The organism is Candidatus Pelagibacter sp. PS_41 (assembly GCF_059417725.1).
Map to the genome: position 1 here is coordinate 1,159,749 of NZ_CM182062.1, position 13,983 is coordinate 1,173,731.

At 28.9% G+C, this 13,983-nt stretch carries 20 protein-coding genes; 6 read left to right on the plus strand and 14 right to left on the minus strand.

The window, feature by feature from the left end; translation table 11 throughout:
• The first annotated feature begins 5 nt into the window (after positions 1-5).
• A complete protein-coding gene (locus AC5SL8_RS06340) occupies positions 6-2,096 on the plus strand; it encodes a DNA translocase FtsK (protein WP_494579773.1) in 2,091 nt (696 codons plus the stop codon).
• Positions 2,096-2,650, plus strand: a complete 555-nt coding sequence (locus AC5SL8_RS06345; RefSeq protein WP_494579775.1) for a LolA family protein — start codon at positions 2,096-2,098, stop codon at positions 2,648-2,650. Before AC5SL8_RS06340 ends, AC5SL8_RS06345 begins: the two co-directional genes overlap by 1 nt.
• Positions 2,651-2,654: 4 nt before the next feature.
• On the opposite strand, the gene AC5SL8_RS06350 is transcribed toward AC5SL8_RS06345, so the two are convergent.
• From AC5SL8_RS06350 to hisB, 7 genes are read right to left on the minus strand one after another with little or no spacing between them, the layout of a single operon-like run.
• On the minus strand, positions 2,655-3,158 hold the full coding sequence (locus AC5SL8_RS06350) for a GNAT family N-acetyltransferase (protein ID WP_494579777.1): 504 nt from the start codon (positions 3,156-3,158) through the stop codon (positions 2,655-2,657).
• The gene (locus AC5SL8_RS06355; protein WP_494579779.1) at positions 3,155-3,520 is read right to left on the minus strand and encodes an HIT domain-containing protein; all 366 of its coding nucleotides are present in this window, start codon (positions 3,518-3,520) and stop codon (positions 3,155-3,157) included. The genes AC5SL8_RS06350 and AC5SL8_RS06355 overlap by 4 nt, the downstream gene beginning before the upstream one ends.
• On the minus strand, positions 3,517-3,825 hold the full coding sequence (hisE, locus tag AC5SL8_RS06360) for a phosphoribosyl-ATP diphosphatase (protein WP_494579781.1): 309 nt from the start codon (positions 3,823-3,825) through the stop codon (positions 3,517-3,519). The genes AC5SL8_RS06355 and hisE overlap by 4 nt, the downstream gene beginning before the upstream one ends.
• A gap of 2 nt (positions 3,826-3,827) precedes the next feature.
• Complete coding sequence (gene hisF, locus AC5SL8_RS06365; RefSeq protein ID WP_494579783.1) at positions 3,828-4,583, minus strand: imidazole glycerol phosphate synthase subunit HisF; 756 nt, start codon at positions 4,581-4,583, stop codon at positions 3,828-3,830.
• Entirely contained in the window at positions 4,576-5,295 is a 720-nt protein-coding gene (hisA, locus tag AC5SL8_RS06370; RefSeq protein ID WP_494579784.1) for a 1-(5-phosphoribosyl)-5-[(5-phosphoribosylamino)methylideneamino]imidazole-4-carboxamide isomerase, read from the minus strand. Before hisA ends, hisF begins: the two co-directional genes overlap by 8 nt.
• 2 nt (positions 5,296-5,297) lie before the next feature.
• A complete protein-coding gene (gene hisH / locus AC5SL8_RS06375; RefSeq protein WP_494579785.1) occupies positions 5,298-5,924 on the minus strand; it encodes an imidazole glycerol phosphate synthase subunit HisH in 627 nt (208 codons plus the stop codon).
• 5 nt (positions 5,925-5,929) lie between these two features.
• Positions 5,930-6,520: an imidazoleglycerol-phosphate dehydratase HisB gene (hisB, locus tag AC5SL8_RS06380; protein WP_271516978.1), complete on the minus strand. Its 591-nt coding sequence runs from the start codon at positions 6,518-6,520 to the stop codon at positions 5,930-5,932.
• Positions 6,521-6,611: 91 nt separating this feature from the next.
• Between hisB and hslV the strand changes: the two genes are divergently transcribed.
• Together hslV and hslU are read left to right on the plus strand one after the other, a co-directional pair.
• The gene (gene hslV / locus AC5SL8_RS06385; protein ID WP_494579786.1) at positions 6,612-7,127 is read left to right on the plus strand and encodes an ATP-dependent protease subunit HslV; all 516 of its coding nucleotides are present in this window, start codon (positions 6,612-6,614) and stop codon (positions 7,125-7,127) included.
• Complete coding sequence (gene hslU / locus AC5SL8_RS06390) at positions 7,127-8,494, plus strand: ATP-dependent protease ATPase subunit HslU (RefSeq protein WP_494579788.1); 1,368 nt, start codon at positions 7,127-7,129, stop codon at positions 8,492-8,494. The genes hslV and hslU overlap by 1 nt, the downstream gene beginning before the upstream one ends.
• A gap of 3 nt (positions 8,495-8,497) precedes the next feature.
• On the opposite strand, the gene AC5SL8_RS06395 is transcribed toward hslU, so the two are convergent.
• Positions 8,498-8,923 carry a Smr/MutS family protein gene (locus AC5SL8_RS06395; RefSeq protein WP_494579790.1) on the minus strand — a complete coding sequence of 142 codons (426 nt, stop codon included), beginning with the start codon at positions 8,921-8,923 and terminating at the stop codon, positions 8,498-8,500.
• Positions 8,924-9,517 carry a Tim44/TimA family putative adaptor protein gene (locus AC5SL8_RS06400; protein ID WP_494579791.1) on the minus strand — a complete coding sequence of 198 codons (594 nt, stop codon included), beginning with the start codon at positions 9,515-9,517 and terminating at the stop codon, positions 8,924-8,926. It abuts the gene before it with no gap.
• A 58-nt stretch (positions 9,518-9,575) separates the two neighbouring features.
• Here AC5SL8_RS06400 and AC5SL8_RS06405 point away from each other — a divergent pair, with 58 nt between their 5' ends.
• The gene (locus tag AC5SL8_RS06405; RefSeq protein WP_494579793.1) at positions 9,576-9,998 is read left to right on the plus strand and encodes an FxsA family protein; all 423 of its coding nucleotides are present in this window, start codon (positions 9,576-9,578) and stop codon (positions 9,996-9,998) included.
• Positions 9,982-10,404, plus strand: a complete 423-nt coding sequence (locus AC5SL8_RS06410) for a protein-export chaperone SecB (RefSeq protein WP_494579795.1) — start codon at positions 9,982-9,984, stop codon at positions 10,402-10,404. The genes AC5SL8_RS06405 and AC5SL8_RS06410 overlap by 17 nt, the downstream gene beginning before the upstream one ends.
• Here the strand turns inward: AC5SL8_RS06410 and dnaQ are convergent.
• From dnaQ to AC5SL8_RS06435, 5 genes are all read right to left on the minus strand, one after another.
• Entirely contained in the window at positions 10,401-11,069 is a 669-nt protein-coding gene (gene dnaQ, locus AC5SL8_RS06415; RefSeq protein ID WP_494579796.1) for a DNA polymerase III subunit epsilon, read from the minus strand. The two genes, AC5SL8_RS06410 and dnaQ, sit on opposite strands and share 4 nt — an antisense overlap.
• Before the next feature lie 69 nt (positions 11,070-11,138).
• A complete protein-coding gene (gene coaE / locus AC5SL8_RS06420; protein ID WP_494579797.1) occupies positions 11,139-11,639 on the minus strand; it encodes a dephospho-CoA kinase in 501 nt (166 codons plus the stop codon).
• Entirely contained in the window at positions 11,636-12,433 is a 798-nt protein-coding gene (gene aroE / locus AC5SL8_RS06425; RefSeq protein ID WP_494579799.1) for a shikimate dehydrogenase, read from the minus strand. The genes coaE and aroE overlap by 4 nt, the downstream gene beginning before the upstream one ends.
• Positions 12,433-13,017, minus strand: coding sequence for a Maf family protein (locus AC5SL8_RS06430; protein ID WP_494579800.1), 585 nt, complete (start codon positions 13,015-13,017; stop codon positions 12,433-12,435). The genes aroE and AC5SL8_RS06430 overlap by 1 nt, the downstream gene beginning before the upstream one ends.
• Entirely contained in the window at positions 13,007-13,834 is an 828-nt protein-coding gene (locus AC5SL8_RS06435; RefSeq protein WP_494579802.1) for a pyruvate, water dikinase regulatory protein, read from the minus strand. The genes AC5SL8_RS06430 and AC5SL8_RS06435 overlap by 11 nt, the downstream gene beginning before the upstream one ends.
• Positions 13,835-13,983: the final 149 nt, after the last annotated feature.

Here is a 13,983-nt window from a genome sequence, read left to right on the forward strand (position 1 = left end):
AATTTATGGAATTTAAAAAACTAGCAAACAATACAATTAACTTTGGAATAAATAGAGTAATTGAGATTTTGGGTTTGGGTATCATAGTTGCAGGTGTTTTTTTGTTAATTTCATTGGTTAGTTTTTCGCCTGATGATCCAAATTTTATTTTTCCAGATAACACGGTAATCAAAAATCTATTTGGTTTTCAAGGAAGTTTTACTTCTGATCTTTTTTTTCAGTCTTTTGGGGTTATATCCTTATTAATTCCTTTTAGTCTTATAATTTGTGGAATTAATATTGTTTTAAATAAAAAAATTTTATTAATAATAGAAAGTATTTTCTACACTTTGATTTATTCTTTAATTGGATCTTTATTTTTTTCTTTTTTTTATCCTAGGGCATTTAATCTTTATATTAATGGTAATGGGGGTTTTATTGGTAAGTACCTTGAAACAACTTTCCTGGCATCAATGATCAATACCAATTCACAAATATTTTATTATCTATTAATTTTTTTAATTTTGACTATTTTTTTAATAAGTATTCAATTTAGAATTAATTTTTTTTATAATACTATAAAAAAATTATTCAAATTTCTGTTTTCTAAAAAAGAGAAAAATTACACCAATGAAAATGAAATAATAAGTGAATTTATACCACAAGATGAGATAAAAAGCTTAATTCAAGATGATCTTCCTTTTATTAAAAGTGAAAATAAAGATACCAATAAAAAAATAAGATTTAAATTACCTTCTGTAGATTTATTAAAAATTCCAAGTGAAAAAGAAAGAGCTAAACTTCAAGATGAAGATTACATTGATAGTGAATTCTTGGAAAAAATCCTTTTAGACTTTGGAGTTAGTGGAAATATTAAAAAAGTTAGTCATGGGCCCGTTGTAACTCTTAATGAATTTGAACCAGCAGCAGGAGTTAAGGTTTCAAAAATTATTAACCTCTCAGATGATATCGCTAGAAACACTAGCTCTGAATCTGCGAGAATAGCAACTATACCAGGTCGTAGTACTATTGGTATTGAATTACCCAACTCTACTAGAGAAAATGTTTTTCTTAGTGAAATTCTCTCACATGCTGACTTTAATAAAAAAGACGTAAGACTACCAATAGCACTTGGAAAAAATATTTCGGGAATACCTATTGTTGGTGACTTGGCATCTATGCCTCATTTATTAATAGCTGGCACAACTGGCTCTGGAAAGTCTGTATGTATCAACACTATTATTCTCTCCTTACTTTACAGGCACGCTCCTGATAAATGTAAATTTATATTAATCGATCCTAAAATGTTAGAGCTGTCTACATACGAAGGAATTCCTCATTTGTTATGTCCAGTTATTACAGAGGCAAAAAAAGCTGCTTCAGTTTTAGGTTGGGTTGTTAAAGAAATGGAGAATAGGTATAGACTTATGACAAAAGAAGGTGTCCGTAATATTGATGGATATAATGCAAAACATACTTTGTCTATGCCTTACATTGTTGTGGTTGTGGATGAAATGTCTGATTTGATGTTAGTAGCAGGAAAAGAAATAGAAAATTATATTCAAAAGCTTTCACAAATGGCCCGAGCTGCTGGTATTCACATTATAATGGCCACTCAAAGACCTAGTGTTGATGTAATTACAGGTACTATTAAAGCAAACTTTCCTACAAGAATTTCTTTTCAGGTAACTTCAAAAATTGATAGTAGAACAATTTTAGGAGAACAAGGAGCTGAACAATTACTTGGGAAAGGAGATATGCTTTATATGTCATCTGCTAATCGAATAGTGAGAATTCATGCACCCTTTGTTTCTGACAATGAAATTGAAAAGGTAAATAACTATTTAAGAGTCCAGGCAGAACCAGACTATATAGATGAAATCTTAAATTTTGCGGATGAAAAAGATAGTGGTGATACTGGATCTAATAATGGAGATAAAGATGAATTATATCAAGCAGCCTTAGATATAATTAGGTCAGAAGGTAAAGCCTCAACTTCATTTTTACAAAGAAAATTGCAAATAGGATACAATAGGGCGGCTAGAATTATTGATATGATGGAGGCTGATGGAATTGTTAGCAAAGCAAACCATGTTGGTAAAAGAGATGTCCTATAATGCCTAGGATATTAATAATATTTATTTTGCTAAACTTTTATAATCCTGCATTACCATCTACGAAGGAAGATATAATTGCAAAAATGAAAAGCACTAATAATTTAAGTTTTAATTTTATTCAAACTGTTGATAATAAAAGTGAAAATGGAATGTGTGTCTTGGAATATCCGGGAAAAATTTGGTGTGAGTATAGTGGATCAAATAAGAAAGTCCTTGTCTCTAATGGAAAATCTTTAGTAATTAAGATTAACAATAGTGGTAATTATTATATTTACCCACTTGCTAAAACGCCGTTGCAGTATTTACTAGATAAAGAGTATCTAATTTCTAAAATACAAGAGTTAGAACCAAGGAATATAGATAATAAATATCTTAACTTTAAAATTTTTGAAAATAATAATGAAATAAATATTTTTTTTGACAAAAAAAATTTAAACTTAATTGGATGGCAAACAGAAGATATATATCAAAATTTGAGTATTACATTTATTTCTTCAATTAAGATAAATCAAAAATTAGATTATAACAAATTCAAGTTACCAAAAAATAACTAAAATTCTACCTAATTAGAGTTTCTGTTTTAAAAAGTTTCATTCCTCTTGCTAAATAATTTTTTAAGGCATTCTCATGGTCAAGTGAACAGGTGTGTACCCAAACTCTTTTTGCTCCCCGATTAAATGAATTTTTGATTGCTTCACTAAGTAGATATCCACCTAATTTTTTTCCAAAATATTCTTCTAAAATTCCAAAATAAGCAATTTCTGCCTCTTTATTATTTTCATAAAATAACAATTCATAATAACCAGCAATCTCATTTTTTTCTTTTAAAACATAAGTAAAAAGCTTTTTATTAGATACATATTCAATCCAATTTAAATCTGTCCAAATAAGTCTATCAATCCAATGATGATTTTTCCCTACATTTTTATAAAAGAATTTATTTAATTGAAAATCTTTAGGATTAAGTAATTCTACAGAGCTATGCTGCGAGGGTGCTTCTACTTCTTTAAAATCTTCCAGGGATTTAATTTCTAAATAATTTCTAAGAATTTTTTCTGTCACTCAACCATTTTTCCTATTTTTTCACCTCCAAATAAATGAAAGTGTAAATGAGAAACTTCTTGTCCTCCATGCTCCCCCAAGTTAGTTAACGCTCTATAACCTTTGCCTGTATCTGTTGATATATTTAATATTTTTGATACTTCTGTAATTGCTTTACTCAAAGCAACAATTTCTTCATCTGAAGCTTTTTGATTAAAATCATCTAGGTCAATATATTCACCTTTTGGTATTACCAGAGCATGAATTTTTTTTTGAGCGTTAATATCATAGAAGGATAAAACATGTTCATTCTCAAAAATTTTTTTACAAGGAATTTCTTTTCGTAAAATTTTCGCAAAAATATTATTCTTGTCGTAAATCATTTTCTATTATTTTTTTCCTCAATTCCTGATTGGTTTTTCCTATTTTCTAGCTCTTGTAAAACATCCTCAAATTTAATGTTAGCTGCTTCTAGTGTGACTAATATATGATAGATTGTATCTGCTGCTTCATGAACCTCATTCGACTTATCATTTAGAGCTTCTTTAAGTTCACCAAATTCTTCTTCCATTTTATCTATACATTTAGATAAACCACCAGATAACAATGATGATGTGTAAGATTTATCTTTGTCTTTATTTTTTCTTTCTCTAATTATATTTACTAAATTTAATAGATTTTCTGACATCTTTAATTTCTAACGGGAATCCCTTTTGAATTCAAATATTGTTTAGCTTCCTTTATTGAATGGGTTCCATAATGAAAAATGGATGCAGCTAGTACAGCACTAGCATTTCCTAATTTTATACCATCTACTAAATGATCTAAATTTCCTACACCACCTGAGGCAATAACAGGTATATTTACTGTTGATGATATCTTAAACATTAAATCATTATCATAGCCAATTTGAGTACCGTCTCTATCCATCGAAGTGACCAGCAACTCTCCTGCTCCACTATCTTCCATTTTTTTTGCAAAATCTATTGCATCTATGCTTGTATTATTTCTTCCTCCATGAGTAAAAACCTCCCATTTATTGTCTTTTTTTTTAGCATCTATTGCAACAACAATGCACTGTGATCCGAATTTTTTTGAACTTTCAATTATCATTTCAGGATTTTGAACTGCTGCAGTATTGATCGAAACTTTATCTGCTCCGCAATTTAATAATTTACTAATATCATCAATGCTTCTAACCCCTCCACCAACTGTTAAGGGCACAAAACATTTTTTAGATGTTCTTTCAACAATATCATAAATTGTGTCTCTATTTTCATTGGAAGCAGTAATGTCTAAAAAGCAAATCTCATCAGCACCACCCTCACTATAAATTTTAGCTTGCTCAACTGGATCACCAGCATCCTTTAAATCTATAAAATTAATTCCTTTAACAACTCTTCCATTTTTTACATCTAGACAAGGAATAATTCTATTTTTAAGCATCAATTTCTTTTATTAATTCATCTAAGCTAATATCACCATCATAAATGGCTTTACCAACTATTATTCCTTCAATATTTTTTAAACCTTTTGCATTTTTAATATCATCAATTGAGGATACCCCTCCTGAAATAATCACTGGACAGTTTGAAACATTAGCAACGTTTATCGTTTCTTCAAAATTAGGACTTTGCTTCATGCCATCTCTATTTATATCTGTATAAATTAATCTACTAACACCAAAGTCATTAACCTCTTTTAAAAAATCTAACGTTAATTGATTAGAGTTTTCCTTCCATCCTGAAACAGATAAATATCCATCTTTAGCATCTAAACCTAAGGCAATTTTATTTGAAAATTTTTTACATGCTTCTTCTAAAAAATTTTTATCTTTTATGGCTGCACTTCCTAAAATAACTTTTTCAACTCCTATATCTGTATATTTTTGAATACTATCAATGGTTCTAATACCCCCTCCTACTTCAATTTTTAAATTAAAATTATGAACTATTTGTTGAATAATATCTAAATTAACTGTTTTTCCAGTTAGAGCACCATCTAAATCAACTATGTGTAAATTTTTAAAGCCATGTTCTTTATATTTACCAGCTTGGTCAACTGGTGATATTTGATATTCAGTTTTGTTACTAAAATCTCCTCTAATTAATCTTACACACTTTTTATCTTTAATATCAATTGCTGGAAATATTTTCATTTCTATAAATTCAAAAAATTTTCTATTAACTTTAATCCAATTCTATCACTTTTTTCAGGGTGAAATTGAGTTCCAAAGATATTTTCTTTTTCAACAGAGCAAACAATATTTGACGAATATTCTGTTGTTGCTGAAATTGTACTTTTATCATCTGGAATGAATTCATAACTATGTACAAAATACATGTGAGATTTATTTTCTATATCCTTAAAAATCTTGCTTTCTTTAATGATTTTTATTTCATTCCAACCAATGTGTGGAAGTTTGAATTTATTATTTTGATTATCAATCTTTGAAACTTTGCCTGAGATCCAACCCAGGCCTTTTGTTTCAATTTCTTCATAACCAAGATCTGCAAACATTTGTAAACCAACACAAATCCCAAGAAGAGGTTTTTTATTTATTATTGCAAACTCATTGAGTGTTTCTATCAAACCATTTATGCTACTTAATGCATCAACACAGCTCTTAAAAGATCCCTGTCCTGGCAATACAAGTTTATCACTTGATTTTATTTTATTTAGATTAGAGGTTACTTCGATTTTAACTTTATCTTTTGCAGCTTCCTTAAAAGAATTAATTACAGAGCTTATGTTTCCTGAATTATAATCAACAATTGTGACATTCATTAAGCTTATAATGAGCCTTTAGTTGATGGTATGCTTTTTTTATTTCTAGGATCTATTTCTAAAGCAGTCCTCAGTGATCTTGCTAGAGCCTTGAAGCAGGACTCAATTATGTGATGACTATTGTCTCCATAGATGTTTTCCATATGAAGTGTTATGCCTGCTGATTGAGAAAATGCTTGAAACCATTCTTTAAAAAGTTCTGTATCCATTTCACCAAGTCTTTCCACTTTAAGCTTAACTTTCCATATTAAGTATGGCCTGTTAGAGACATCAATTGCAACTCTTGTTAAGGTTTCATCCATTGGTATCATTGCATGGGCATATCTTTTTATCCCTGCATAGTCTTTCAATGCCTTCTTTAAAGCCTCACCAATAGCAATTCCGGTATCCTCTGTTGTGTGATGAAGATCAATGTGTGTGTCCCCTTTTGCCTTAAGATTGATATCAATTAGTGAATGTTTGGATAATTGCTCAAGCATATGATCTAAAAAACCTATGCCTGTATCAATATTATATTTACCTTTACCATCAATATTTAAATCAACACTAATGCTGGTCTCTTTCGTTTTTCTTGAAACTTTTCCTTTTCTGCTCATAATATTTAATAGGTATATAGAGATTAGCTAACTATATCAATATTAGTAATCGAGCACTTGAAGAAAAAAAATTAATATCCATTTATAATCTATGACTACAATAGTACTTATTAGAAAAAACAACGAAGTTGTGGTTGCTGGAGACGGTCAAGTTAGTATGGGAAATACTGTGATCAAAAGCACAGCGGCAAAAGTTCGAAAAATCGAAAAAAGAAATGTAATAGCAGGATTTGCAGGGTCTACTGCTGATGCCTTAACTTTGTTTGAAAGATTGGAGGCAAAACTTGAAAAGCATGCTGGAAACCTGCCCCGCGCTGCTGTCGAATTAGCTAAAGATTGGCGCACTGATAAATATTTAAGAAGATTAGAAGCTTTAATGGCAATTGGTGACAAAGATAATAGTTATATAATTTCTGGCACAGGTGATGTTCTTGAGCCAGAAGGTGATGCAATTGGCATAGGTTCTGGTGGAAACTATGCTTTAGCAGCTGCTAAAGTTTTATTAGAAACAGATTTGGGTGCAGAAGAAGTTGCAAGAAAAGCTATTAAGATAGCATCAGAAATTTGTGTTTTTACCAATGACAATATTAAGATAGAAAAAATTTAATGAAAGACACAAACGTTACTCCATTTCCAAAAGAAAAGATTCAAAACAACGATGGATCGTTAGTTAGCTCTTTATCCCCAAGAGAAATAGTATCAGAATTAGATAGATATGTAGTTGGTCAAAACAAAGCCAAAAAGGCTGTTGCGATAGCTCTAAGGAATAGATGGCGAAGGCAAGCCCTACAAGGTGAAATGAAAAATGAAGTTCTACCTAAAAACATTTTAATGATAGGACCGACTGGTGTTGGTAAAACTGAAATCTCTAGAAGACTTTCTAAATTGGCAGAAGCCCCTTTTGTGAAAGTAGAAGCAACTAGATTTACAGAAGTTGGCTATGTTGGAAAAGATGTTGAGCAAATTATAAGAGATCTTCTTGAAATTGCTATTGCTATGGAAAAAGTAAAAAAAAGAAAAGAAGTATATGCAAAAGCACAAAAGCTTGCTGAGGAAAAAGTTTTAGATGCTTTGGTGGGTGATAAAGCAAGCCTTGCAACAAGAGAGAGTTTCAGAAAAAGACTAAGAGATGGAGATTTAGATGATAATGAAATTGAAATCGCAGTGAATAATAGTGGTTCCCAAGCTTCATTTGAAATTCCTGGAATGCCTGGGGCTAATATTGGGATGATTAATATTGGTGAAATGATTGGTAAATCAGTTGGCAATAAACAAAAAAAGAAAAAGATGACTGTTAAAGAATCTCATGAAATTTTAATAAATGATGAGGCCGATAAGCTAATTGAGGAAGACAAAATTATTAAATCTGCAAAAAATTCAACTGAGAATAATGGAATAGTTTTTTTAGATGAAATTGATAAAATTTCAGGTCGTACAGATAGAGTTGGAGGAGATGTGTCTAGAGAAGGTGTACAAAGAGATCTTCTTCCTTTGATTGAAGGAACAACTGTAAGTACAAAATATGGTCCAATTAAAACAGATCACATTTTATTTATTGCTTCTGGAGCATTTCAATTAGCAAAACCTTCAGATCTGCTTCCAGAATTACAAGGAAGACTCCCCATAAGAGTAGAGCTTGAAGCTTTAAATAGTGATGATTTTAAAAGAATACTTAAAGAGCCTGACTATAGTTTAATCAAGCAATATGTTGCTTTACTTAAAACAGAAAATGTAGATCTAGAGTTTTCTGATGATGGAATTAATGCTATTGCCAATATTGCATCCGAAGTAAATTCTACAGTAGAAAATATTGGTGCAAGAAGACTTCATACAATTATTGAAAGAATTTTGGATGACGTAAGTTTTACTGCAACAGATAGAGCTGGGGAAAAGATTATAATCAATTCTCAATATGTTAAACAGAATCTAGATGAACTAGTTAAAGATACAGATCTCTCTAAATTTATTCTTTAATGATTACTTAAGTTTATTTTTATTTCTAAGAAAAATATAAAATGCACCACTACCACCGTCTTCAATCTTAGCATCAGTAATTTCTATAATCATTTTCATTAGATTGTTATTTGACTCAATAAATTCAGGAACTGAATATTTTAATATACTTAAATCTTTTGAGAGATAGGGGTTGTGAACATTTTTAGACCTTAAACCTTTTCCAGTAATTACTATAATTTTAGTGACATCTTTATCAAAGGACTTTTGAATAAATTGTTCTATAGCTTTGTTTGCTTCTTGAAGTGTAAAACCATGAAGATCTATTTTTTTTATTTTTTCATGTCTTATTTTTTTATTAACAATGAAATCTTTATTGGGTATTTTTTCTTTATCTTTTAAAAAATTTTCCCAATCCTCTTTATCTTTATCTGAAATTTTTTTATTCAATTATGTAAGTGTATCAATTAACAGCCAGTTAGGATTATTTGACTTAAGGTCTCTTGAAAAAACCCATGTATCATAAACAGTTTTAATTTTTTCACTATCACCAGAAATTATTTTTTTTTCTTTATCTTTCACACAAGTAATTATTTCACTAACAAAATCCACCGTAACCTCAAAACTATTTTCTACTTTTTTATAAGACTTTACTAGTGCTGACTTAATTCCTATAAATGTAATTTCTGCGAACTGACCCCTTCTTTCTCTTTCTTCAAGTGCTTCTTTAAACTGGTCAAAAATCTTTTTACTTAAAAGAGGTTTGCTGGCTATTAATTTATTATCACTATCACTAAAGTCTGTAATAATTGTCTCATAAGCTATTTTTGCACCTTTTAAAAATTCTTTTTGAGATTGTTCATCAAAATTTGCGCTCACTGGTTTTGGGTTTATGTTTATTTCCTGGAATTCTTTTTCGATTGGTGAAGGAATTTTACCCTCAAAACCAGTTTTTTTTCCAAGTATTCCTCGCAAACGTAAAAATATGAAACCTGCAATCATTGCTAAGAGAATAATATCGATGTATTCAAAACTATAATTCATAACTTGATAATATTTACTAAGTTGATTAATTACAACTAGCAATTTAGACTAAGGACAAATGAACACATTTTTATTATTACTTATAGGTATTCCGGTTATTGAGATTTATTTATTTATTAAATTAGGTTCTCAAATAGGTGCCTTTTATACAATTTTATTGATTTTTATTACTGCATTTTTTGGCGTTGTTTATGCCCGCTATGAAGGTTTTAATACATTGCGATCTGGGATGTCTCAAATGGTAAAAAATGAACTCCCAGTTTACGAAATTATTTCTGGAGCAGCCTTAGCTTTTGCTGCACTCCTTTTAATTTTACCTGGATTTGCTACTGATTTTATAGGCTTATTAATAATATTTCCGCCAACAAGAAAATTGATTTTTAAAAAAGTATCAAATAAACAAAGACCCATAAATAAAAAACAAGATTTTATTAATGGCGAATTTGAAGATATAGAGGATGAAGATGACAGAAAATTTTAAAATTTTAGCAGAATTCATAAAAGATATATCCAGTGAAACACCAAATATTGAAAGTTATATATATGTAAAAGAAAATATTTCAAAATATCAATTGAATATAGATATTAGCTCCAAACCTCTTAAAAATAAAATGGTAGAGGTTAGCACAACGTTAAAATTTGAAGACAAAGAGTATAATGATAAAAAATCATATTTTGAAATAGTATATGCTTCCATTGTTCAAGTTGATGAGGCGGTCAAAGATAAAAAAGAACTTGAAAAAATTATATTGTGTGATGTTCAAAATAAAATTTATCCTACCCTTGAAAAAGCATTTTTAAATTTGCTGCATAATTCAGGGTTTCCAGAAATAAAACTTGAAAAAAAAATAAATTTTACAGAGCTATATAAGCAAAGGGCTAATTAAAAAAAATTTTTTCTTAAACTATTTTTTACATACTCTTTGTGAAGCTTTAGCTCTTCCTCGGTAGGCTTAACAACTTTTTCATAATATTGGTTTGTATTACTTGTATTAATTGTTGTTCTTTCATTATCTTCATTTTTGAAATTAAGTGTGGGCTCTTTTTGATCTAACAAATTAATATAAACTTTCGCTAATAAATCGCAGTCTACAAGGGCGGTGTGTTGAGTTCGATTTGAATTGTCTATACGATATCTTTTACAAAGCGCATCTAGACTGGTGGGTGAACCAGGAAACTTATCTCTAGCTATGGCAAGTGTATCGATGGTATTTTTACTCTCTATTTTTTCCCTACCTAATAGTGTCAATTCATTATTTAAGTGCGATAAGTCAAATTCAGCATTATGAATTACTAATCTCTTATTTTTAATAAAGCTTAAAAACTCTTCTACAATCTCTGAAAATTTTTTTTGTGTAGATAAAAATTCATCTGTGTATCCATGTACTTCTAGCGCTCTTTCAGAAACTTTTCTTTCAGGATTAAGATAACAGTGAAACTTATTTTTTGTTGGAATTAAATTATCTAACTCAATACAACCAATTTCTACAATCCTGTGTCCTTCTTTAACCGATAGTCCTGTTGTTTCTGTATCTAATACAACTTCTTTCATTTTATATAATTTTTTTTAGTATTCTTTCTATTCTTTGTCTAACTAATTTTTTTGTAAAGTTGTTTTTAATTATATAATTTGATTTTTTTTTTTAAAACTCAAAGGAAGTTGAATTTTTTTAAATTTTTTAAATAAATCAATATTAAAGTTATCTCTCTTTTTTAATCTTTTAATGGTTTCTGATTTATTTGATTGAATGAAAATTAAAATATCATCTTTTTTATTTAGTCTGTTTTCAAGAAAAAGGGGGATGTCTAAAACAACTGCTTTATTTTTATTATTATCTTTTAAAAATATATGCATTTTTTTTTTAATTTCTGGATGAATAATTTTGGTTATTTCTTTTAAGTTTTTCTCATTATTTATTATTGCTCTTATAATTTGATTTTTTTTTGCTGGGAATGACAAAAAATATCCAGGTAATTTTTTTTTTAATTTCTTAAAACATTGCCTGTTGTTTTTATAAATTTTAGCAACCTCTAAGTCTGCATTAAAAACTGGAAAATTAAAAAGTTTAGCTATGTAAGTTTTCCCTGACCCTATGCCTCCCAAAACAGCTATTCTAATCATAAATTAATTAAATTAATGGCCTCTGTATCTATTTTTGGTAGAACTCCATGCCATATAAAAAAAGCCTTTTGAGCTTGATATAAAAACATTGTTTTTCCATTTTCAGTTTTTCCACCAAACTTTTTAGCCTCTTTTAAAAAATTTGTTTCTTTGGGGTTGTAAATTACATCATAAAAAAATTTATCTTTACTAATTTTTTCATACTCTAATTTAATCACATCTGATTTGTCCAGACCAACACTAGTTGCATTTATAATAATATCAAAATCAATTATTTCTCCCCATTTTATTATTTCTACATCAGAAAAGGTCTTTTTAATTTCGGTTGCCTTTTTTTCTGTTCTGTTGGTGATAAAAATTTTATCTATTTTTAATTTTTTTAAAGCAATAATTATTGATGAAACTACTCCACCCGCCCCCAAAATAAGTGCTGTTTTGTTTTCTATAGTTTGTTTTGTCTTTTCTAAAGCAATTTTAAAACCATCAATATCTGTATTATCTCCTATAATTTTATTTTTCATTTTATAAATTGTGTTTACAGACTGTGATCTATCGGCTTCAGAAGTCAAAGAGTCCAACAAAGGTATGATTTTATTTTTAAATGGAACCGTTATATTTGCTCCATGGATGTTTTCTTCTTTGATGTCAGAAATGTATTTCTTTAATTCATTCTCTTGTATTAGTTTTTTTTCATAGGATGCGTTTATTTTATTCTTTTTAATCCAATAATTGTGCAAATCTGGCGATAAAGAATGTTGTATTGGATTGCCAATAACTAAAAATTTTTTAATCATTAAAATATATTTAAATATTCCTTTATTTGTTTAATGGGTAATCCCATAATGGTGTCTTCATCTCCATCAATTTTAGAAAATAAACTTCTCCCCGCTCCTTCAATTTGATAAACATTATAAGCATAAAGCGCTTCGTCTGAAATTTTAGCCAAATAATCTTCTAGCTCTAAAAAACTCATGTTTTTCATGGTTAATGAAGCTTTGTCTGTATGATTCCATAACATCGAACCTCCCTTTGAAATACAGACAGAGCTAACTAATTGATGGGTTTTGCCATTTAATTTTTGAAGTATTTTAATGGCCTCAGCTCTATCATTCGGCTTTGATATTATTTGTCCTTCTAAATCGATAACACTGTCTGCTCCCAAAATTATTTCACTGGTAAATTTTTGACTTATTTTATTTGCTTTTAGTTCTGCTAAATTTTTTGAAATAATTGTTGGTGTTGCATTTTGTTTTAGCAGACTTTTTTTAATACTATCTTCATCAACATTAGACGGTTCAACTCTGCAATTAATTCCATTATCTTCCAAAATTTTTTTTCTTACTCCACTTTTTGAGGCAAGTATTATTTTATCGATCATTATTTTTAAATATTTCATGAATTTTAATTATCGAGGCTGCTGTTTCTTCAACTGATTTTCTCGTAACATCAATTATTGGCCATTTATATTTTGCAAATGTTTTTTTTGCTTCCATAATTTCTTTTTCAATTTTTTTTATATCTGTATAGCTTGTGTTTTCTGTCTCTTTTAGTGTGTTCATCCTATTTTTTCTTATATCGGCTAATCTTTCAGGTTCAGTTGTGAGTCCAACAACACACGATAATTTTGGGTTTGTTTTTAATGTTTCTGGAACTGAGTTTTCATTAACCAAAGGAATGTTTAGCGTTTTGAGTCCTCTATTTGCAAGATAGATAGATGTGGGAGTTTTACTAGTCCTACTTACTCCTAACAATACTAAATCAGCTTTATTAATGTCCTGAACTAAATTACCATCATCATGGGCCATAGTAAATTGGATAGCCTCTATTCTTTCATAATACTCTTCGTTAAGTTCGTGCTGTCCGCTAGGTTTGTGTGATGCTTTTTGGTTTAAAAGTTTAGAAAAATTTAAGATTAAATTTCCTAAAACACTAAAGCAAGGAATTTTTTTTTCATCGCTTTTGTTGCCTAAAAATTTAGCAAGTGAACTATCTACAATTGTATATAAAATTATAGCATTTGGTTTTTTTTCTGCTTCTTCAATTATTTTAATGATTTGATTATTGGTTCTTGTAAAAAAATAAGATTTAACATCATATTCTATATTTTTAAATTGTGCTTTAATTGCTAAAAACACTCTGTCTAAAGTTTCACCTGTAGAATCAGAAATGAGATATATTTGATATGTATTACTCATGAATAAAATGTTGGTAATTAAGTATTATTTTTATCACTTTTTTCCATTAATGAAGTTTATTATTTTTTATTGTAAAACAACGTTTTTACAAACATTAATAAACATGTGAACTATTTATATACAACTTATCGAACAAGATTAGAAAATAT